We start from the raw sequence: 19,736 nt of genomic DNA on the forward strand, positions 1-19,736 counted from the left end.
GCAGGCTTAAGCGGCCAAGCTGCTGAACAGCGGGTCGTGGCGGCTGCGCGGCCGGTAGGTCTTGACGCTGGCCGCGATGGCGGCGATGTGATCCGGCGTGGTGCCGCAGCAGCCGCCCACAATGTTCAAGAAACCCGACTTGGCAAACTCGCCCATCAGCCGGCCCGTCACCTCCGGCGTCTCGTCAAAGCCGGTGTCACTCATGGGGTTGGGCAGGCCCGCATTGGGGTAGCAGCTGATGAAGGTGTCGCCCGCGACGCGGCTCAGCTCCTCGATGTAGGGCCGCATCACGGTGGCGCCCAGGGCGCAGTTCAGGCCCACAGCCAGCGGCCGGGCGTGGCGCACCGAGTGCCAGAACGCGGCCACGGTTTGGCCCGAAAGAATGCGCCCAGACGCGTCGGTCACGGTGCCGGAGATGATGACGGGCAGACGCTCGCCCGTTTCTTCCATCAGCTCGTCCAGCGCAAAGATCGCGGCCTTGGCATTGAGGGTGTCAAAAATGGTTTCGACCAAGAACACATCCACGCCGCCGTCCAGCAGGGCTTGGGCTTGCTCTTTGTAGGCGTCCTTGAGCTGGTCAAAGCTGACATTGCGCGCGCCCGGGTCGTTGACCTCGGGGCTGATGCTGGCGGTGCGCGGCGTGGGGCCTAAGGCGCCCGCCACATAGCGCGGGTGATCCGGCGTGCTGTAAGCATCCGCCGCCGCGCGGGCAATGCGGGCAGCGGCCAGGTTCATGTCGCGCACCAGGGGCGCCAGGTCGTAGTCGTCCTGGGCGATGGAGGTGGCGCCAAAGGTGTTGGTCTCGATCAGGTCGGCCCCAGCCGCCAGATACTGCTCGTGGATCTCGCGGATCACATCGGGCCGGGTCAGCACCAACAAATCGTTGTTGCCCTTGAGGTCCTTGGGGTGGCTTTGCAAGGCCGCGTTGCGGAAGTCCGCCTCGCCCAGCTTGTAGCGCTGGATCATGGTGCCCATGGCGCCATCAATGATGGCAATGCGGGACGCCAGAAGTGCGGGCAAGGCCGCTGCGCGGGTGTAGGGCGAGGTGGAGGTGTTCATCACGAGATTGTAGAAAACTCGTCAAGCCCCCACGGGCGCGGCGTGCTCAGCCCTGGCCGCGCGCCAAACGCCCCACCACAAACAGCAGCGCCAGCGCGCCCAGCACCGAGGCGATCCAGCCCGCCGCTTGGCCCGGCGCATACCAGCCCATGGCCTGCCCGGCCGTGCTGGCCAAGAAGGACCCCGCCACGCCCAGCACACAGGTCAGGATCCAACCGATTTTCTGATCGCCCGGCATCAAGAGCCGAGCCACAGCACCCACGATCAAGCCCACAAACAAGGTGGCCAATGCGCTTCCCATACGACGTCCTCTGGTAATGATGGTGTGAACAATGCGCGCACCGTACCCCAGAGGGTGCCGCAAGACGAGCGGCAAACGAGTCCTAGCGTGAGGCCTTGTCGCTGGGCGTGGGTTGCACCCCACAGCCCGCGCCAAGCCCTTCACACCTGCTCAGCCCTCGTCCACCCGCACCGGCACCCGCTGCGCCAGCGCGCACATCAGCTCATAGCCGATGGTGCCGCCCGCACGGGCCACCTCGTCGATGGACAGCGCCGAGCCCTGGGGGCCTTGGCCCCACAGTGTCACCTCGCTGCCCAGGCGGGCGGCGGGCAGGTGGGTGATGTCCACGGTGAGCATGTCCATGGACACGCGGCCCACGGTGCGAGTGCGCACACCGTCCACCAGCACCGGGGTGCCGGTGGGGCAGTGGCGCGGGTAGCCATCGGCATAGCCGCAGGCCACCACGCCGATGCGCAGAGGCGCCTCGGCCACAAAGCTGGAGCCATAGCCCACGCTCTCGCCGGGCTGCACCTCTTGCACCGCGATCAGGCGCGAGCGCAGGGTCATGGCCGGCTTCAAGTCCCAGTGCGCGGCGTCGTGCTCGGGGAAGTCCGGCACGCCGCCGTAGCTCATGATGCCGGCGCGCACCCAGTCGGCCCGCACGCCTGCGTCGGCACAGTGGCGCAGCGTGGCGGCACTGTTGGCCAGGCTGCGCTCACCCGGCAGGTCGTGCGTAGCCTCATGGAAGGCTGCCACTTGGTGGGCAATGCCGTTTTGGCCAAAGCGGTCAGCGTCGGCGTCAGAGAAGTGTGTCATCAGCGAGATCTCATCCACCTGCGGCAACGCATTCAGCCGGGCCCAGGCGGCCCGGAAGGCCTGAGGCCGAAAGCCCAGGCGGTTCATGCCGGTGTTCATCTTCAAGAACACACGATGCGGCACATGGGTTTTGTGGGCGGCCAGCCAGTCGATTTGCTCGGTGCAGTGCACGGCATGCCACAGGCCTAGGCGCGAACACAGCTCCAGGTCGCGCGGCTCAAACACCCCTTCGAGCAGCAGAATGGGGCCGCGCCAGTCCAGGTCGCGCAGGCGCTGGGCCTCGGCCAAGTCCAAGAGGGCAAAGCCGTCCGCGCCCCGCAAGCCTTCAAACGCACGCTCGATGCCATGCCCGTAGGCATTGGCCTTGACCACGGCCCAGACTTTGGCGTCGGGCGCCAGCGCGCGGGCACGGCCGAGGTTATGGGCCAGAGCGTCGGGATGGATCAGGGCTTCGATAGGACGGGGCATGGCAGCACGGGCGCAAAACAGGGCAAGCGAGTCAGTGTGCCAGAGGCCCTGCCGAACAATTCACTAAGCCTAGGTCAAGGCGGGTTGCGCCGATGCTGCTATAAAGGCGGGCCGCGATGGATCGTGGCGCCCCGTGGCCGCCCAACGCGGCCCCCAGCAGGCCCTGTTCACAGAGATTCATGGAAGTATTCAACGTCCTGCTCCCCATCTTCACCGAGTACGGCTACTTGGCGGTGTTCACCATGCTGCTGGTCTGTGGCTTTGGTGTCCCGGTGCCTGAAGACGTGACCCTGGTGACGGGCGGGGTGATTGCCGGCTTGGGCTATGCCGACGTCCACACCATGTTTGCCGTGGGCATGGCCGGGGTGATGATCGGCGATGGCTTGGTATTTTTGGTCGGCCGCTATCAGGGCGAGCGCGTGATGCGCTGGGGCTGGGTCCGGCGTCTGATCACCCCCGAGCGCTTCGAGGCCGCCCAGGGCGCTTTTGAAAAGTACGGCCGCTGGGTGATGTTTGTGGCCCGCTTTCTGCCGGGCTTGCGCACCCCGGTGTTCTTCACCGCCGGCATGACACGCCGGGTCAGCTTTGGTACCTGGTTCTTGATGGACGGCGTGGCCGCCCTGATCAGCGTGCCGATCTGGGTCTACCTGGGCTATTTTGGGGCCCGCAATTTCGATTGGATGTTCGCCATCCTGCACCGCTTCCAGTACGGCATTTTTGCGCTGCTGGGCATTGGTGCGGTGGTGCTGGGTGTGATGTGGTGGCGCAAGCGCCGCGCCGCCCGCGGCCAAGCCTGAACGGGCCCTGGCCCGTCTGACCCATCGTGAATCGCCCTGCGCGCCTGCCTCTGCCCGCCGTCGGCGCATTGTTGATCAATGCCATGGTCTGGGGCCTGGCGTGGTGGCCCATGCGCCAACTGGAGGCTGCTGGCCTGCACCCCTTGATGGCCACCGCCGCCATCTTCACCCTGGCGGTGGGCGTGCTGACGGTTTGGCGCCCCGCCGCCTGGCAAGAGGTGCTGACCCACCCCAGCTTGTGGATCATTGTGCTGGCCGCCGGCACCACCAATGCTAGCTTCAACTGGGGCGTAACCCAGGGCGATGTGGTGCGCGTGGTGCTGCTGTTTTATCTGATGCCGCTGTGGGCTGTGCTGCTGGCGCGCCTGCTGCTCAAAGAGCGCATCACACCCATGGCCATGGCTCGTGTGGCGCTGGCCTTGGGCGGCGCGCTGATGGTGCTGTGGCCGCGCCAAGGCGGCCTCTCGCTGACCCTGCACCCGACCGACTTGCTGGGCCTGCTGGGCGGCCTGAGCTTTGCGCTGAACAACATCATGCTGCGGCGCGAATCCGCCCGCAGCGAGGCAGCACGAGGCTTGGCCATGTTTGCGGGCGGTGCCATTGTCTCGGGCGTGCTGGCTCTGAGCTTGGGCTATGCAGGCTTGCCGCCGCCGGCCGCGCCGTGGATCGCTTGGGTGCTGGGCTTGGTGGTGGTGATGTTGGCCGGCAACCTGGCGCTGCAGTACGGTGCTTCGCGCCTGCCCGCCCAAGCCACCTCCATCATCATGCTGACCGAGATCCTCTGGGCCACCGGCTCCGCCCTGGCCCTGGGCGCTGGTCAGATGGACGCGCAACTGGCGCTGGGGGGTGCGCTGATCATCGCCAGTGCGGCGCTGGCAGCGTTGCGCCCTTGAGCGTGCGAGCCCCCATCCCCCCTGAAGGGCGCCCCTGGGTGCAAGCCCTGAGCCCATCCCGGGTTTAGGGGCCGCAGCTCAGCGGCGCGCACGGTGCGGGACTAGCATCACAGCCCCACACGCCAGAGAGGCCCCAACAGGCCCATCGCTCACCATGCCTACGATCTACGACTTCGACGCTCAATCCATCACCGGCCAGCCGGTGAAGCTGGCCGACTACCAGGGCCAGGTGCTGCTCATCGTCAACACCGCCAGCCAATGCGGCTTCACGCCACAGTTCAAGGGCCTACAAGCCTTGCACGAGCAATACGGCGGCAAAGGCCTGACCGTGTTGGGCTTCCCGAGCAATGAGTTTGGTGGCCAGGACCCCGGCGCCAATGAAGAGATCGCCTCGTTTTGCGAGATGAACTATGGCGTCAGCTTCCCCATGATGGCCAAGATCGAGGTCAACGGCAAAGCCGCCCACCCGCTCTACCAATGGCTCAAGGCCGAGAAGCCGGGCCTGCTGGGCATTGAGGCCATCAAGTGGAACTTCACCAAGTTCTTGGTGGGCAAAGACGGGCGCGTGCTGAAGCGCTATGCGCCGCAGGACGCGCCTGAGAAGATGGCCGCCGACATTGAGGCGGCGCTCAAGGGCTGACCGCTGGCCCTGCATGCACAGGGCCCGGGGATTCACCCACGCTCAGAGCGGACTCCTTCGCCCCAGGCGCTCACGTTGCGCCTGAACCAGCTCTTGCGGGCCCTTCACCATGCCACCTGCCGAGCGCTGCGTGGCCGCAGGGGGATCGCCACGGTCCAGCTGCGGATGCACCCGTTTAAAGGTCACATAAGGGCCTGGGCTGCCGTCGGGATAAACGGAGCTATCGTCCTCCAAGACCCAACGCACATCGCCCACCTTGTTGACGGATTGCCAGGTTCTGTAGCGCTTATAGGCCCCGCTCGATACACGAATGTCTTGCACGACCTTGCCGTCTTGCAAGCTCCAACGGTTCAAGGGTGACCCTATGAACTCGCCCGTGGCGCGATCCAGGTTCCCTCGCTCACCGCTGCCGTCTGCGCGCAAGCGTGTGAAGAACCCATAGCCCGGATCATCCACCGTAAAGCCCGCTTCCCAGTTGCGCGCGGCAACGTCTACGCTGCCAAACTTGGACGACGGCTTCGCCGACGTCATCAAGGCTTTTTGCACCCACTGCTTCTTGCCATTCACGACATCGGCCATCAGCCACACTTGGCCGCCTTGCGCATCCGTCTGCAGACGCGTGTACGCCCGCTGCCCACTGGGCAGATCCAAGACCCACCAGCCCTGTGCATCCACACGGTAGCTGAAGGTCTGGCTTGCATCAGCAAACTGCAGGCCTCGGCCCTTCGTCAGCGTGGCAATGTCCGCAGGGGACATGTAGGCCGCGTTGCCGTCTGAAATGGCGCCAGACTTCATGCCGGCAATGCGGGCACCGACCTTCAAATCCGCCTGGCCTTGGCGGAGGCTCATCAGCACATGGTTGTAGCCATAAGTGTCGGCATCGTCCACCGTGCTCGACCAAACCACCAGCCCTTTGTCGCAGCCGGTCTCCACCACCTCTTGAGCATCCGCCGTGATGAGCGACTTGCCCATGTCCGCTGAGCCTTCTGACTGCTTGAAGCGAATGCGGGTGGATGTGTATGAGGTCTGCACGAACTGACTGCAACTGTCGTAGTAAGTGCTGTAGTTCGGAATGACTTTGGCTTGGTCGTAGGTGATGGTTCGCCCTTTGTCGTCGGCCACATAGCGGCCAAGGTGCCGCCCCACGGTCGACAGCACAAGGGCTCGACCAGGAGCCACATCCCAAGTCACCAGATTGGCCCCTATGCGTCCCCACTCGGCGGGATAGTAGGCCATGTCTTGCCCAGCGGCAGCCCAGGCCTGCGGAGCCATCACGGTCAGGCTACACACCGCACCGACCATACCGACCAAAACGCCCGCCCTCATCTTTGCTTTCATCGCAATCCTCCACGTGTTTGATGGACGAAGCGGATGCTAGAGAGGACGCCACTCCACTTCTTCCACACTTGTGGGGAAGCGCCGCCACCCATGCCGCTCCGCACGCGCTTGACGCTATGCTGCGCCCATGACTTGGGACCACCCTCACCCCTTCACCCTCGCCGTCACACCCGGCCCGGCCGACATCGACGGCCTGGGCCACACCAACAACGCGGTCTACGTGCAATGGTGCGAACGCATCGGCTGGGCGCACTCCGAAGCGCTGGGCCTGAGCCTGGCCGACTACCACCGCCTAGACCGCGCCATGGCCATCCAGCGTGGCGAGTACGACTACCTGCTGCCCACCTTTGCAGGCGACACCCTGACCCTGGCCACTTGGCTCCTACCCGGCGACGGCAAGCTGCGCATGGAGCGCCACTTTCAACTGCTACGTCAAAACCCCGGCGACAGCAGCCCCACCACTGTGCTGCGCGGCCGCTGGCAATTGGTGTGCATCGCCATCAGCAGCGGCGCGCCCAAGCGCATGCCGCCGGAGTTTGTGCAGGCATATTTGCCGGCGTGTGTCACGTTGGGGTGTTGATCACGACCTCAATGGCGTGACCATCAGGGTCGATCAAGACGGCGGCGAACCCGGGCAGCAGTTAAGGGTGGATGAACCTAAGGATGCGCTGGCTTTGGTTACGCTATGCCACCCTTCCCCTCAAAGCAGGAGACTGCCGCAGTGACGCAAGCTCACTCGTTAACGTGGCGCCCCGCCAAGGCCTCTGATGGCCCGCTGGCCTACCGCATTGAAGAAGATGCCATGCGGCCCTACGCCGAGGCCACCTGGGGTTGCTGGTTACCCGCCGCCGACCCGGACGGCTTCATCGCGCAGTTCGATCCTCAGCATCACTTCATCGTTGAGCTCAACGGTGCCCCCATTGGTGTCATTGCCGTGAAAGAGCAGGACGATGCCGTGCTGCTCGAAAAGCTCTACCTGGGCCATGAACATCGCAACGTCGGTGTTGGCGCGGCATTGCTGGCTGACGTGGTGGCTACCGCACAAGCCATTGGAAAACCCGTTCGGCTTCGGGCCTTGGCTGTCAATGTGCGCGCCCAAGCCTTTTACCTGCGCCATGGCTTTGAGGTCACGCATCAAGATGCGCAGCGAGTCCACTTTGTCAAGTGGCCCCGAGATCCCGCTTCAGCTCACCCGCTCGCGCCCTCCTATCTCAATAGGAGTTCCGAGATGGACGGCCAAGACTTCGACGATCCGCCGGAAGACAGTGTGAGAGATGCCCAAACCATTGCGAGGCGCGCCTTGGTGCTGATGTGTGTGGTCGCCATCGCACTCGGTGACGACAAGCAGAAGTTAGTGGCATGGCTGAGGAGTTCGGGCCTATGGGTCGAGCTCTCGCCCAACGAGTTGGACTTCATCACAGCCGATGAGCCCAATGAGCGCCAAGTCATCAATGCTTCTTGGAGAAGTGAAGCCCTGCTGCTTCTGCTGTGGTCACTGGACTTGGTGCCCAAAATTCCTGCCGCAACGGAAGTTTGCGATCCTGCTGCATTCAAGGCGCTCCTTCCGCCCTGGGTTCAGGAATCTGCAACGCAGTTCATTGAAGGTGCGCGCCGACGATCAGACGAGTCACTGTGGGAAATGTCAAACGAGCTACTCGACCTGCACTGGACTGCACGCGACGCACGCATCAATGATCGAGATTGCCCGAACGTGAACATCGGCATCATTCAGGAGCGGCACCACGGAATCAATTGGATCATCGGATACGGTGGGGCGCCGTGGGACGAAGTAGCGACGGACACCTGATATTGTTCGCCCGTGCCCCAAGGGACGCGTCTCATGGGCAACCGCACGCCTTGCGCATGGCACCAGAGATTGTGCAGGCCTATTTGCCGGCGTGTGTCACGCAGGGGCGTTGATCACGACCTCAATGGCGTGACCATCGGGGTCGATCAAGAAGGCGGCGAAGTAATGCGCGCCATAGTGCGGCCGCAAGCCCGGTGCGCCGTTGTCACGGCCGCCCACTCGCAAAGCAGCCGCATGCGCCTGTTCAACCGCCACACGTTTGGGCGCGCTGAAGGCCACATGAAAACCTGGGCCCGGTGCTGAGGCTTCGTCGCGCAGTTTCAGGCACAGCTTGTCCTTGCCATCCTCCCAGCCATAGCCGACGGCCGTTTCGTCTTCAAACACACGGCGAAAGCCCAAGGGGGAGAGCAAAGCGTCGTAGAACGCTGCCGCGTGTGCGAGGTCGCGAACGCCGAGCGAGAGGTGGTGGAGCATAGGCGCATTGTGAACCTACACTTTGACGACAATGGCACCATCACCCATTCGCGGCCTCTGCCCATGCGCCATTCCCGCCCGTTCACTGACGCTGTCTGGTTCCTGACCTTGCTTGGTCTGCTCGTCTCCTTGGGAGCAACAGTGCTGATCGGCGCAACCTTACCCCTCAGGTCGTTGGATTGGCTCGATGCTGACTCGCAGCAGTCCTCGGTTGTTCTGGTGGCTGGAGTGACCTCGTTTTGGGCAGGAGACACCCTTATCCGAGCGGTTTCCTTTGGGCTGGGTGCCTGCTGCGCTTTCCTGATTGCCCACACACCCACTTGGCGACTTCTGACGAGTCTTGTCCTTGTCGGGCTCCTTGCCACGACGTTCGCTCAGTTCCCGTTACCCGCCACACCATGGCAATTGGCTCTTTGGGCGAGTGCGGCGCCGGGTGCATCTATGCTGGTTGGTATGGGCTTCCTCCGCTGGGCGAGGACCAACAGGCCTTCAGACCAGTGACTCCTCAGCCATCGCCAAGATCGAACAGTCAACCTTTGGGCCACCACCACAGGGCTCCATAACCTCGCCGCACCTTGCCTGCCTGCTCCAGTTGCGCCAACACCGCACTCACCGTTTGCCTGCTCAACCCGGCTTGTTCGGCAATTTGGGCTTGGGTGATGGCCAAGCGCAGTGCGCCATCTGGGGTCTTCGCCGCATCCCCTTGCGCATGTGCAGCCGCTTGCAGCACCGTGCCCACACGCTCCAGCGCACTGCGGTGGCGGGCAGCTTGCAGCAATTGCAGGTTGCCATCAAAGCGCCGCGCGAACTCGGCCATCAACCAGCGCGCAAAGGCGGGCACCTCGTCCATCAGCAAGGCATAGGCTTCAGGGCCGAAGACCCACAGCGTGCTGGCCCGCAGGGCTTGGGCTTCGTAGCTGGACGGGCGCGCGGTGGCAAAGGCCGCCAGGCCGAACAGCTCGCCCGGGGGCAATTGCGCCAGCACCGAGCTTTGGCCATCCACCCCCTGAAAGCGGGCGGCCAACACGCCGCTGTGAACGCCATAGAGCGCCGTCACGCGCGCGCCTTGCGCGAAGACCAATCGCCCTTTGGCCAAACGCTTGAGCGGCACCAGGCGCTGCAGGTGCTGGCGCTGCGCAGCCGTCCATGCCACGGGGCAGCCAATAGCCGCCAACCAATCTGCGGGATGGGCGGTGCTCAGGTCTGCCATGGTGCGTGGCGCTCCTTTCTAGGCTGAATGTCAAGCATTGGACATTTGAGCATGGCCGCAGTGTTTAAGCTCCTAGGCCATGGACACGCATGACATCCCCGCGCTGCTGCGCGAGTTCGGCCAACACCACTGCCCTGAAGAACCGCTGTACCAGCGCTTGTGTGCGCTGCTGGCTGACTCCCCCCAGGCCTGTGCTTGGCTGGCCACCGCACCGCCCACCCAGCGCAAAGCCAACCTCTTGCTGGCCGCCGTGCATGATCAAGTGTTGGCGGCGCCCTCAGCCTTGGGCGCTTGGTTTGCCAGCGCGGGCGGCAACAAGCCGGCTGATGCCCCGGGCTTGGCCGAAGCGCTGCAAGACTTTCTGCAGATCCACGCCACTGCGCTGGCGCATCAGGTGCAGACGCGCAGCACCCAGACCAACGAAGTGGGGCGCTGTGCGGTGCTGTGGCTGGTGCTGCAGGACATGGCCTTGGCCCGTCTGCGGGCCGATCACGCCACCCCTGTGCGCATGGCCCTGTTCGACTTTGGTTGCAGCGCAGGCCTGAACCTGGGCCTGCCGTGGATGAACTTCCGCCTGCATCAGCACGGGCGCTCATCAGGGCACGTCAACGCAGGCCTCCCGCAGGCGCCTCATCTGGACTGCGAGCTCATCGGCCCCTGGCCGCAGGCCGCCACGGCCCCCACCGCGTTCACGCTCAGCCATCGCGCCGGGGTGGACCCCGCCTTGATCGATGTGCAAGAGCCTGAAGCGGTGCGCTGGCTGCAAGCCAGCTTGTGGCCCAGCGACACGGCCCGCCGCCAACGCTTGGATGCGGCGGTCGCTCTGGCCCGCACCCAGCCTGCCGAGTTGCAGCAGGCCAGCGCCGGTGCCGCCTGTATCGACACGCTCAGCCGTTGGCTGGCCGGTCTGCCGGCAGACACCTGGCCCATCATCCTCAACACCTGGGTGCTGTACTACGCCTGCGCCGCTGACTTAGTCGAGCACCGCGCTGCCCTGCAAGGGCTGCTGCAGCGCTACCGCGCCACCTGGGTCAGCGCTGAGGACGTGGTCACTACCACCACGCTGTTTGGCCCGCCGCCTGCGCTTGCACCGGTCGAAGGCGTCGGGCGCCAGCAGGCCCACCCCCAGACCTTTTGGGTCACGGCCGAAGCGGGTGCAGCAGGCTTGCAAGCGCGCCATGTGGCGCGCAGCCATCCGCATGGGCGGTGGGTGCGGTGGGATGGGCCACCTTAAGAGGCCGGCCCCGCCAAAGCGCCCTCACGCAATCGCCTTCGGATGCGCGAAAGCCCCACGTCCGTCAGCCCCAAATAGCTGGCCAAACGGTGTTGGGGCACCTGCTCCAGCCACGAGGGCGCGTCTTGCAAGACCTGCAGATAGCGCTCGGTGGCGCTGAGCATCAGCCATTGGTGTTCGCGCTGGGTCAGGCGTTGGCGTTCGGCCATCAGGGCTTGCAGCAGCCAGTCGGCCACGCGGGCCTCCAAGGACTTGGCCTGATCGAGTTGCTGAGGGCTCAGCACCAGCAGGCGGCTGGGCACTTGGGCTTCGATGCGCCAAGCCTGTGCCGGCAAGCCCAGCGGCGGGGCGAGCCAATGGGCCGCCGGGTGAAAGTGATGCACCCGCTCGCGGCCGTCGGGGCCTGCGAACACGGTGGCCAGCAGGCCCTCTTCCACCCAGCAGGCCGCCACCGCTGCAGGCGCGGCTAGCCAGGCTTGACCCGCCGCTAAGCTGAGGCGCGGCAAGGCTTGCCAATAGGCGCGCAGCCGCTCTTCGGCCAAGAGCTGGGCCAGCCAATCCGGCGTGCACACGGCGCAGGCAGGGGTCGAGGTCGAGGTGTCAGGAGGGGTGGCGTGCGTCATCACAGACATGAACCGCGGTTAATGCAGCCAGCGGCATCAGGGCAGAGAGTCGAGGCTTGGCATCAACGATAAGGCATTCGACCATGGATTGTGACGACCGCATGCGCTGGAACTGGACGCACTTGTTGGCCCTGGGCTTGTGGACACCGGTGGGTGCAGCACTCCTGGCTCACGGGGCCCCCGCCACGGCCACGGCGGTCTGGCTGGGGCTGTGCTTGCTGGGTTTTGGCCTGGCCGAGCGGCGCTGGCCTTATCGGCGCGATTGGCAGCCCTCCACCCGGGCCATGAGCATGGACGCCGCGCTGCTGCTGGCCGCTGCCGTGGTGGACGGCATGCTCAAGCATGGCGGGCTGTGGCTGGCCCAGGTGCTGGCCAGCTTGGGCCACAGCCCCGGCTGGGCAGCGTCTTGGCCGCTGGGGCTGGCCGTGCCGGCGGCCGTGCTGGCTGGCGAGCTGGGGCCTTATGCGCTGCACCGCTGGGCGCACCGCAATGCCTGGGGCTGGCGCTGGCACCGCCTCCACCACGCTCCCACGCAGGTCAACACCAGCAACAGCGTGCGCGTGCACCCGCTGAACCTGGCATGGAATGTGGCCTCACGGGGGCTGCCGTGGTGGGCCCTGGGCTTCAGCGCGGAGGCCTTGGCCTGGGCCACGATGTTCATGCTGCTGCAAGGCGTGGCGGTGCATGCCAATGTGGCCGGCCGCATCGGCCCCCTGGCCTGGTTGATTGGCAGCGCCGAGGCGCACCGCCTGCACCACAGCACCCAGCCGGACGAGGCGCTGAACTATGGCACCAGTGTGCCGCTGTGGGACCAGCTGCTGGGCACCTGGCGGGCCCCCACCACCGCAGGGCCGCAGGAGGTGGGGCTGCACCGATAATGGGCGCACTCCTTTTCCTCCTCATCTGCGAGACAGCCCATGTTTGCCCACATCGAGCCCTATGGCGGCGACCCGATCCTGACCCTGAACGAGAACTTCCAGAAGGACCCGCGCGAGGGCAAGATCAATTTGTCGATTGGCATCTATTTTGACGATGCGGGCCGCATTCCGGTGATGGGTGTGGTGCAAGAGGCCGAGCGGCGCATTGCAGCCAATGTGGGCCCCAAGCCTTACCTGCCAATGGAAGGCCTGGCCGCGTTCCGCAGCGGCGTGCAGAACCTGCTGTTTGGGGCCGAGCATGCCGCCCTGAAGGCAGGCCGCGTGACCACGATTCAAACCGTGGGCTCGTCTGGCGGCTTGAAGGTGGGGGCAGATTTCATTGCCCGCTGGTTCCCCGGCAGCGCCGTCTGGGTAAGTGACCCGACCTGGGACAACCACCGCGCGGTGTTTGAAGGCTCGGGCCTGACGGTCAACACCTATCCCTATTACGACCCGGCCACGGGTGGCCTGCGCTTTGACGCGCTGCTGCAGACTTTGCAAGGTCTGCCCGCCAAGAGTGTGGTGCTCTTGCATGCCTGCTGCCACAACCCGACCGGCGTGGACCTGACCGCCGCCCAGTGGGACGCGCTGATCCCGGTGCTGCGCGAGCGCGGCCTGATCGCCTTCTTGGACATCGCCTACCAAGGCTTTGGCGACGGCATGGTGGAAGACGCCTATGCCATCCGCGCCCTGGCCGATGCGGGCTTGTCCTTCTTCGTGGCCAACTCCTTCTCGAAGAGCTTGTCGGTGTACGGCGAGCGCTGCGGCGCGCTGTCGGTGGTGTGCCCCGACAAGGCGCAGGCGGAGTTGGTGCTGGGCCAGCTCAAGTTCACCGTTCGTCGCAACTATTCCAACCCGCCGCTGCATGGCGGCCAACTGGTGGCCACCATCTTGAACGACCCAGCTTTGTTCACGCAGTGGGGCGAGGAGTTGGATGCGATGCGCGTGCGCATCCGCCAAATGCGCGAGCAACTGCATGCCATCGTCAGCGCCAAGGTGCCGGGCCGTGATTTCAGCTACTTCCTGACCCAGCGCGGCATGTTCAGCTACACCGGCCTCTCCCCGGCTCAGGTGGACCGTCTGCGCGAGGAGTTCGGCGTCTACTTGGTGCGCTCGGGCCGCATCTGCGTGGCCGGCTTGAACAGCCGCAATGTGGAGCGCACGGCGCAGGCGATGGCTGAGGTGTTGAAGTAAAACCTCGCGAGGTGTCGGCGCTTGCGGCGACTCGTGCAAGCGTTGAGTCGTACCGCAAAGTTCGGGAGGCGTGCATACGCTGAGGCGTGCGGCAGGGCTTGGGGGCGTGATTCCGCTCATGTCACCCGGCCTTCGGCCTCCTTCTTTACTTCGCTACACCACACCCCCAAGCCCTGCCGCATGTCGGTATGTCGCTGTGTGTTTTCCCGAGTAATGCGGCGACTTTCGTGAGCTTGCTGAGTTTGTCACCATGCCTGCCCGCCGACCGCTCTGGCGCGGGGTGAGGTCCGTAGTGATTTGATAGGCACCGAGCCGCGCCTCTTCTGCCTTCAGCGTCATCCCGCATCAACCTTTCCGGCTGCAGTGACGTTGGGCTTCCCCAGAGCGAAGTAAAGGGGGAGGAGGAAGCCGTAGGCTGACGACGGAGGACATGAGCGGCGGGGAAGCCCAGCGGCGCTGCGGCTGCACCAACGGTCTTAGGGCACCGATTGCAAGTCGAGTTCTCCTCGTCGACGGTTTAGACCGCCCCCTCCACAACGCGCCGCACCTCGCCGCTAGCATCACCCGCTTTCACTGAGGAAGACGCCCATGATGCTGGCGGCCAATATCGTCGTGGGCCTGATTGCAGCCCTGCACATCTACATCCTGGTGCTGGAGATGTTTCTCTGGACCACCCCGCGTGCGCGGCGCGCCTTTGGCACGACGCCTGAGTTTGCGGAAGCCACCAAGGTGCTGGCAGCCAACCAAGGCCTCTATAACGGCTTCTTGGCAGCAGGCCTGATCTGGGGCTTGGTGCTGGGCGACGCGGGCTTTGGCGTGAAGGTCTTCTTCTTGGCCTGTGTGGCAGTGGCCGGTTTGTATGGCGGCGCCACGGCCAGCAAGCGCATCGTCTTCATCCAGACCTTGCCGGCCGTCATCGGCCTGCTGCTCTTGATGGGCCGCTAACGCCACCGCGTTCAGCCCACCATCGGCCCCTCAATGCCCGCCAGCAGACCGCGCAACCAGCGCTGGGCGGGCAGCGCGTCTTTGCGCAAGTGCCACATCATCTCCACATGCACGCGCCCCAGCGGCAGCGGCAAGGGTTTGACCACCAAGGCATCCGCAGCACCTGTGGCTTCCACAAAAGATTGCGGCAGCACCGTCAGCAAGTCGGAGCCGGCCACCACGCGCCCAGCGGTGTAGAACTGGTTGACCGTCAACACAATGCGGCGCTGCTGGCCCACGGCCGCCAAGGCTTGGTCCACAAAGCCATGGGCCCGGCCTGAGAAGCTCACCAGCAAGTGGTGGGCAGCGCAATAGGCCTCCAGCGTCAACGGTTGGTCAGCCAGCGGGTGGCCGCGGCGCATCACGCAGACATAGTGGGTGTCGTAGAGGCGCTGGTGGCGCAGGGCCGCGTCGTCGCCCTGGGCCAGCAGAGCGGCCATGGCGTCGGGGAAGTAGCCCACCGCCACATCCACCTCGCCGCGCTCTAGCATGGCCCGTGGGTCACGCGTGGCCAAGGGCACCACGCGCAAGTTGGCCAGGGCCTGTTGTGCCTCAATGGCCTGCACCAGGGCCGGCATCAGCAAAGCGGCGGTCGCGTCGGCCATGGCCAGGCGGAAGGCGACGCGGTCGCGCGCCGGGTCAAAGGCGCTGGGCGCAAAAGCCTGTTGCAGCGTGCCCAGCGCCGCGCGCACCTGCGGCCACAAGGTTTGCGCCAGGGGTGTGGGCCGCATGCCGTGGGCGGTGCGCTCAAACAGCGGCTCCCCCACCGACTCGTTCAGGCGCTTGAGCGCATGGCTGACGGCCGGCTGCGTCATGGCCAGCACCACAGCGCTGCGCGTCAGGCTGCCTTCGGCCATCACGGCGTCAAACACGCGCAAAAGGTTCAGGTCCAGGGTGCGGAAGTTAAGGCTGCTCAAGATATTCGGTTTATTGATATCACTTCTGCCAATTATTCAATAGACACTCATTAGTGCAAACCCTTATGCTTCAGCCCATCTCTTCTTTGATCTGCTGATTGCCATGACCGCCGCCACTTTCACGTTTGCCCCCGCCCCCCGCCCAGCCCGTGCCATGCGCGCGGTGTCGCTGCGCCAGGCTCTGCAAGCGCAAGTGGACCAAGCGTGGCAAGACCTGAGCCGCGCCCTGGTGCGTGCCGCCGAGTTGCGTGCCGCCCCGCATCTGCGCCATCTGGCCCAGCAGTACGAACCCGATCTTCCCGCCTTGGCTGCCGAATTGCGCCGCTTGGGCACCCCGCACACCCGCGCCTGATCGGCCCTGGTGTCTTTCACGCCCTGAACCGCAGGAGTCATTCATGTCTGCCATCACCTCCCAAACCTTTAGCCTCAGCCCCCGCATCACCGCCCCGCGTGGCGCCCGTGTCGCCGCCGAGGTCTTTCTGTCGGGCGCCCGCTTGCTGGCCCGCCTGAGCAGCGCCCCCAAGATCCGCGCCGCCCGCTTGGCCCGCTCGCGTGACGCCGAAGCGGTGCGTGGCCTGGCGCGCAGCGTCGAGCGTTCGGACCCCGGCTTTGCCGCCGACCTCTACGCCGCCGCGGCCCGCCACGACGGCCTGAACGACTGAGTGAGCCTCATCCGTGGCGCAAGGCCACGGTCTTGGTGCGCGAGAAGCCATACAGGGCTTCAAAGCCCTTTTCGCGCCCGTGGCCTGAGGCTTTGACGCCGCCGAAGGGCAGCTCCACGCCGCCGCCCGCGCCATAGTTGTTGATGAACACTTGGCCGCAGTGCAACTTGTGGGTCAAACGCATGGCGCGGCTGATGTCGCGGGTCCACACCCCTGCCACCAGGCCATAGGGTGTGCCATTGGCGATGCGTACTGCCTCGGCTTCGTCCTCAAAGGGCAGCAAGAGCTGCACCGGGCCAAAGATCTCTTCTTGCGCCAGCACATGCTCGGGCGGCAAGCCCGCCAGCAGCGTGGGCGGCACATAAAAGCCCCCCGCTGGCAAATCAGCGGGCAAAGAGCATTGGGCCAGCACCTGGGCGGGCCCCGCCACGTCAATGCAGCGCAGCACGGCAGCTTGTTGCTCGGCCGACACCAAGGGGCCAACATCCGGCCGGCTCAGCGCCGGGCCCACCCGCAGGGCGCGATAGCCCTCGGCCATGCGCCGGGCCACCTCATCAAACACGGCCGCCTGCACCAAGATGCGTGACGAGGCGGAGCAGGTTTGCCCGGCGTTTTGCAAACCGGCCTGCAGCAGCACCGGTAGCGCCGCGTCCAGGTCGGCATCGGCAAACACGATCTGCGGGCTCTTGCCGCCCAGCTCCAAGGTGACGGGGATGGTGTGCTCGGCCGCCGCCCGCTGCACCGCACGGCCCACCGCCACTGAGCCCGTGAAGGACAGATGCGCCACCCCCGGGTGGGCGGTGAGCGCCGCTCCGGCCTCTTCGCCCAAACCGGTGACCACATTCAAGGCGCCGGGTGGCAAACCGGCCGCCTGCGCCAAGTGCGCAAAGGCCAGGGCCGTCAGGCACGCTTGCTCGGCGGGCTTGAGCACGCAGGCATTGCCCATGGCCAGGGCCGCGCCCACCGAGCGGCCGATGATTTGCATGGGGTAGTTCCAGGGCACGATGTGGCCTGTCACCCCATGCGGCTCGCGCAGCGTGAAGGCCGTGAGGTCGCGCGCCACGGGCAGAGTCTCGCCGCTGACCTTGTCGGCCGCACCGCCATAAAACTCCAGGTAGCGCGCCAAGGCCAGCGCATCGGCCAGGCCTTGCTGCAGCGGCTTGCCCACATCCTGCGCCTCTAAGTGCGCCAAGGTGGGGGCGTGTTCGGCCACCGCGCGGCCAATGGCTTGCAGCAGGCGCCCCCGCTCAGCCGCACTCCAGCGGCCCCAGGCCTCGGGCCGCTCGTCCACCAGCGCCGCCTGCGCGGCCTGCACGGCCGCATCGATTTCGGCCGCACCGCCACGCGCGACCTGGGTCAGCGCCTGGCCACTGGACGGGTCGAGCAGGGTCAGCGTGTGGGTGGCCTCGCGCCATTGCCCACCAATCAAGAGGCTCGCACGGGCGTCCAAGGCCGCAGGCTGCAAGTTCGGGGGATAGAGGGTAGACATGGCGCAGTCCCGCAAAGCGTCGAGGTTTTACGGGCATCATAAGCAGCTCTGCCCTTCACGCCCTCCACGCCAACCCTCCCCTCATGGGTGCCCTTGCCCTGCTGCTTCGCCGACTGGCCTCGCTGAGCCTGACCTTGCTGGTGGCCTCGGCCTTGGTGTTTGCGGCCCTGGAATGGCTGCCGGGCAATGCGGCCGAGGTGATGCTGGGGGAATCCGCCACGCCCGAGGCGGTGACGGCACTCACGCAAAAGCTGGGGCTGGATCAACCCGCAGCGACACGCTATGTGCAGTGGGTCAGCGGCTTGCTGCAAGGCCAGCCGGGCATCAGCTTGTCCTATGACGAGCCAACGTTTGCCCTGCTGGCCGAGCGCATGCAGGTCACCGGCCCCTTGGCGCTGATGGCCATGGTGCTGACCGTCATCGTGGCGCTCAGCCTCGGGGTCTATGCTGCCGCACGGCACGGCCGCCTGGGCGATGTGGCCGTGATGAGCGCCGGGCAAGTGGGCCTGGCTTTGCCCAACTTCTGGCTGGCGATTTTGCTGATCTTGCTGTTTGCGGTGAAGCTGCAGTGGGTGGGCGCGGGTGGGTTTCCCGGCTGGTCGGAGGACGACGGTGGCGGGCTCATGGCCGGGCTGAAGGCGCTGCTCTTGCCCGCCTTGGCACTGGCCTGTGTGCAGGCGGCCATCTTGGCGCGGGTCACGCGCTCGGCCGTGCTGGAAGTGATGCGCGAAGACTTTGTGCGCACCGCGCGGGCCAAGGGCTTGAGCCGCCGCGCAGTGATGTGGCGGCATGTGCTGCGCAATGCCATGGTGCCGGTGCTGACCGTGATGGGCCTGCAAATGGCCAACCTGCTGACCGGCACCATCGTGGTGGAAAACGTGTTCGTCTTGCCCGGCGTCGGGCGCCTGGTGTTCCAGGCCATCAGCAACCGCGACCTGGTCTTGGTGCGCGATGTGGTGATGGCCTTGGTGGCCTTGGTGGTGCTGATCAACTTTGTGGTGGAGCTGCTCTATCTGTGGCTGGACCCGCGCCTGAAGCGAGGCCGCTCATGAGCCCGCAAGGCCAGGCCCACATCGCGCCCTCAGCCACGCCGCCCCTGCCCGCCACGCTGGGGCAGCGCGCCTTGCGCCACCGCAGCTTCATGCTGGGCGCAGTGCTGGTGGCGCTGGTGGCGGGCGTGGCGCTGCTGTCCTTGGTCTGGCAGCCTTACCCACCGGCTGAGTTGGACATTCCTAACAAGCTGCAAGGCCCCAGCAGCCTGCACTGGCTGGGCACCGACAGCTTGGGGCGCGACATCGCCTCGCAGCTGATGGTGGGCGCGCAAAGTGCGTTGATGGTGGGCTTGCTGGCGGTGGGCTGGGGCCTGGTGCTGGGCCTGGCCTTGGGGCTGCTCGCCGCCGCACGGCGCGGCTGGGTGGACGAAGTGCTGATGCGTGCGGTGGACTTTGGCTTTGCCTTTCCGGCCCTGCTGACCGCGATTCTCTTGGCCGCCGCCCAAGGCCCGGGCCTGGCCACCAGCATCATCGCGATCGGGCTGTTCAACATCCCTGTCTTCATGCGGGTCACACGCGCGGCGGCCCTGAATGTCTGGGCGCGAGACTACATCCTCGCTGCGCGGCTGTCGGGCCTCGGCACCTGGGCCATCACCCGCAGCCATGTGTTGCCCAATATCGCCGCACCGCTGATTGTGCAGGCCACCATCCAATGCGCCCTGGCCATCTTGGCCGAGGCCGCACTGGCCTTTCTGGGCCTGGGCACTCAGGCGCCGCAGCCCAGTTGGGGCCGCATGCTGGCCGACGCACAACTGCAGTTGTTCAATGCGCCGCTGCTGGCGCTGTGGCCCGGCTTGGCGATTGCCACCACGGTGCTCGGGCTCAACTTGCTGGGTGACGGCCTGCGTGACCTGCTGGACCCGAAACTGCGCCATCGCTAGG

The 19,736-nt window shown here is 65.8% G+C and carries 22 protein-coding genes; 13 read left to right on the forward strand and 9 right to left on the reverse strand.

Annotated elements, in window-relative coordinates:
• Window positions 1-6 precede the first annotated feature (6 nt).
• From KAK11_RS01015 to alr, 3 genes are all read right to left on the reverse strand, one after another.
• Window positions 7-1,059, reverse strand: coding sequence for a homocysteine S-methyltransferase family protein (locus KAK11_RS01015; RefSeq protein WP_210805273.1), 1,053 nt, complete (start codon window positions 1,057-1,059; stop codon window positions 7-9).
• 46 nt (window positions 1,060-1,105) lie between these two features.
• Window positions 1,106-1,360 carry a GlsB/YeaQ/YmgE family stress response membrane protein gene (locus KAK11_RS01020; protein ID WP_210805275.1) on the reverse strand — a complete coding sequence of 85 codons (255 nt, stop codon included), beginning with the start codon at window positions 1,358-1,360 and terminating at the stop codon, window positions 1,106-1,108.
• 150 nt (window positions 1,361-1,510) lie between these two features.
• Window positions 1,511-2,623 carry an alanine racemase gene (gene alr, locus KAK11_RS01025; protein WP_210805277.1) on the reverse strand — a complete coding sequence of 371 codons (1,113 nt, stop codon included), beginning with the start codon at window positions 2,621-2,623 and terminating at the stop codon, window positions 1,511-1,513.
• A 179-nt stretch (window positions 2,624-2,802) separates the two neighbouring features.
• Here alr and KAK11_RS01030 point away from each other — a divergent pair, with 179 nt between their 5' ends.
• From KAK11_RS01030 to KAK11_RS01040, 3 genes are all read left to right on the forward strand, one after another.
• Window positions 2,803-3,420: a DedA family protein gene (locus tag KAK11_RS01030; protein WP_210805279.1), complete on the forward strand. Its 618-nt coding sequence runs from the start codon at window positions 2,803-2,805 to the stop codon at window positions 3,418-3,420.
• Window positions 3,421-3,446: 26 nt separating this feature from the next.
• The gene (locus KAK11_RS01035; RefSeq protein ID WP_310737720.1) at window positions 3,447-4,313 is read left to right on the forward strand and encodes a DMT family transporter; all 867 of its coding nucleotides are present in this window, start codon (window positions 3,447-3,449) and stop codon (window positions 4,311-4,313) included.
• Window positions 4,314-4,467: 154 nt separating this feature from the next.
• A complete protein-coding gene (locus tag KAK11_RS01040; RefSeq protein WP_210805281.1) occupies window positions 4,468-4,953 on the forward strand; it encodes a glutathione peroxidase in 486 nt (161 codons plus the stop codon).
• Window positions 4,954-4,995: 42 nt separating this feature from the next.
• Here KAK11_RS01040 and KAK11_RS01045 read toward each other — a convergent pair whose 3' ends face one another.
• Complete coding sequence (locus KAK11_RS01045; RefSeq protein ID WP_210805283.1) at window positions 4,996-6,291, reverse strand: hypothetical protein; 1,296 nt, start codon at window positions 6,289-6,291, stop codon at window positions 4,996-4,998.
• Between the two features lie 127 nt (window positions 6,292-6,418).
• Between KAK11_RS01045 and KAK11_RS01050 the strand changes: the two genes are divergently transcribed.
• Together KAK11_RS01050 and KAK11_RS01055 are read left to right on the forward strand one after the other, a co-directional pair.
• Window positions 6,419-6,871 (forward strand): acyl-CoA thioesterase, encoded by a 453-nt coding sequence (locus KAK11_RS01050; RefSeq protein WP_210805285.1) that lies wholly within the window; start codon window positions 6,419-6,421, stop codon window positions 6,869-6,871.
• Between the two features lie 141 nt (window positions 6,872-7,012).
• Window positions 7,013-8,098: a GNAT family N-acetyltransferase gene (locus KAK11_RS01055; protein WP_210805287.1), complete on the forward strand. Its 1,086-nt coding sequence runs from the start codon at window positions 7,013-7,015 to the stop codon at window positions 8,096-8,098.
• Window positions 8,099-8,194: 96 nt separating this feature from the next.
• Here KAK11_RS01055 and KAK11_RS01060 read toward each other — a convergent pair whose 3' ends face one another.
• Both KAK11_RS01060 and KAK11_RS01065 read right to left on the reverse strand, forming a co-directional pair.
• Complete coding sequence (locus KAK11_RS01060; RefSeq protein WP_210805289.1) at window positions 8,195-8,572, reverse strand: VOC family protein; 378 nt, start codon at window positions 8,570-8,572, stop codon at window positions 8,195-8,197.
• 529 nt (window positions 8,573-9,101) lie between these two features.
• A complete protein-coding gene (locus tag KAK11_RS01065) occupies window positions 9,102-9,782 on the reverse strand; it encodes a Crp/Fnr family transcriptional regulator (RefSeq protein ID WP_210805291.1) in 681 nt (226 codons plus the stop codon).
• Between the two features lie 79 nt (window positions 9,783-9,861).
• Between KAK11_RS01065 and KAK11_RS01070 the strand changes: the two genes are divergently transcribed.
• Complete coding sequence (locus KAK11_RS01070) at window positions 9,862-11,016, forward strand: DUF2332 domain-containing protein (protein ID WP_210805293.1); 1,155 nt, start codon at window positions 9,862-9,864, stop codon at window positions 11,014-11,016.
• On the opposite strand, the gene KAK11_RS01075 is transcribed toward KAK11_RS01070, so the two are convergent.
• The gene (locus KAK11_RS01075) at window positions 11,013-11,639 is read right to left on the reverse strand and encodes a Crp/Fnr family transcriptional regulator (RefSeq protein WP_210805295.1); all 627 of its coding nucleotides are present in this window, start codon (window positions 11,637-11,639) and stop codon (window positions 11,013-11,015) included. The two genes, KAK11_RS01070 and KAK11_RS01075, sit on opposite strands and share 4 nt — an antisense overlap.
• Window positions 11,640-11,722: 83 nt before the next feature.
• Here KAK11_RS01075 and KAK11_RS01080 point away from each other — a divergent pair, with 83 nt between their 5' ends.
• The 3 genes from KAK11_RS01080 to KAK11_RS01090 all read left to right on the forward strand — a co-directional run bounded on the left by KAK11_RS01080 (window position 11,723) and on the right by KAK11_RS01090 (window position 14,695).
• On the forward strand, window positions 11,723-12,517 hold the full coding sequence (locus tag KAK11_RS01080; protein ID WP_210805297.1) for a sterol desaturase family protein: 795 nt from the start codon (window positions 11,723-11,725) through the stop codon (window positions 12,515-12,517).
• 39 nt (window positions 12,518-12,556) lie between these two features.
• A complete protein-coding gene (locus KAK11_RS01085) occupies window positions 12,557-13,750 on the forward strand; it encodes an amino acid aminotransferase (protein ID WP_210805299.1) in 1,194 nt (397 codons plus the stop codon).
• Window positions 13,751-14,338: 588 nt separating this feature from the next.
• Window positions 14,339-14,695: a DUF1304 domain-containing protein gene (locus KAK11_RS01090; RefSeq protein WP_210805301.1), complete on the forward strand. Its 357-nt coding sequence runs from the start codon at window positions 14,339-14,341 to the stop codon at window positions 14,693-14,695.
• An 11-nt stretch (window positions 14,696-14,706) separates the two neighbouring features.
• On the opposite strand, the gene KAK11_RS01095 is transcribed toward KAK11_RS01090, so the two are convergent.
• The gene (locus KAK11_RS01095) at window positions 14,707-15,651 is read right to left on the reverse strand and encodes a LysR family transcriptional regulator (RefSeq protein ID WP_210805303.1); all 945 of its coding nucleotides are present in this window, start codon (window positions 15,649-15,651) and stop codon (window positions 14,707-14,709) included.
• 103 nt (window positions 15,652-15,754) lie between these two features.
• On the opposite strand from KAK11_RS01095, the gene KAK11_RS01100 reads away from it, so the two are divergent.
• Together KAK11_RS01100 and KAK11_RS01105 are read left to right on the forward strand one after the other, a co-directional pair.
• A complete protein-coding gene (locus KAK11_RS01100; protein WP_210805305.1) occupies window positions 15,755-16,003 on the forward strand; it encodes a hypothetical protein in 249 nt (82 codons plus the stop codon).
• A gap of 43 nt (window positions 16,004-16,046) precedes the next feature.
• A complete protein-coding gene (locus tag KAK11_RS01105) occupies window positions 16,047-16,313 on the forward strand; it encodes a hypothetical protein (RefSeq protein WP_246498188.1) in 267 nt (88 codons plus the stop codon).
• 7 nt (window positions 16,314-16,320) lie between these two features.
• Here KAK11_RS01105 and KAK11_RS01110 read toward each other — a convergent pair whose 3' ends face one another.
• Complete coding sequence (locus tag KAK11_RS01110; RefSeq protein WP_210805307.1) at window positions 16,321-17,802, reverse strand: aldehyde dehydrogenase family protein; 1,482 nt, start codon at window positions 17,800-17,802, stop codon at window positions 16,321-16,323.
• Window positions 17,803-17,885: 83 nt separating this feature from the next.
• On the opposite strand from KAK11_RS01110, the gene KAK11_RS01115 reads away from it, so the two are divergent.
• Together KAK11_RS01115 and KAK11_RS01120 are read left to right on the forward strand one after the other, a co-directional pair.
• Window positions 17,886-18,854 carry an ABC transporter permease gene (locus KAK11_RS01115; protein ID WP_210805309.1) on the forward strand — a complete coding sequence of 323 codons (969 nt, stop codon included), beginning with the start codon at window positions 17,886-17,888 and terminating at the stop codon, window positions 18,852-18,854.
• Window positions 18,851-19,735, forward strand: a complete 885-nt coding sequence (locus KAK11_RS01120) for an ABC transporter permease (RefSeq protein WP_210805311.1) — start codon at window positions 18,851-18,853, stop codon at window positions 19,733-19,735. Before KAK11_RS01115 ends, KAK11_RS01120 begins: the two co-directional genes overlap by 4 nt.
• Window position 19,736 lies beyond the last annotated feature (1 nt).

Origin of the sequence: Ideonella paludis (assembly GCF_018069865.1) — a bacterium.
Taxonomy (GTDB): Bacteria; Pseudomonadota; Gammaproteobacteria; order Burkholderiales; family Burkholderiaceae_C; genus Ideonella; species Ideonella paludis.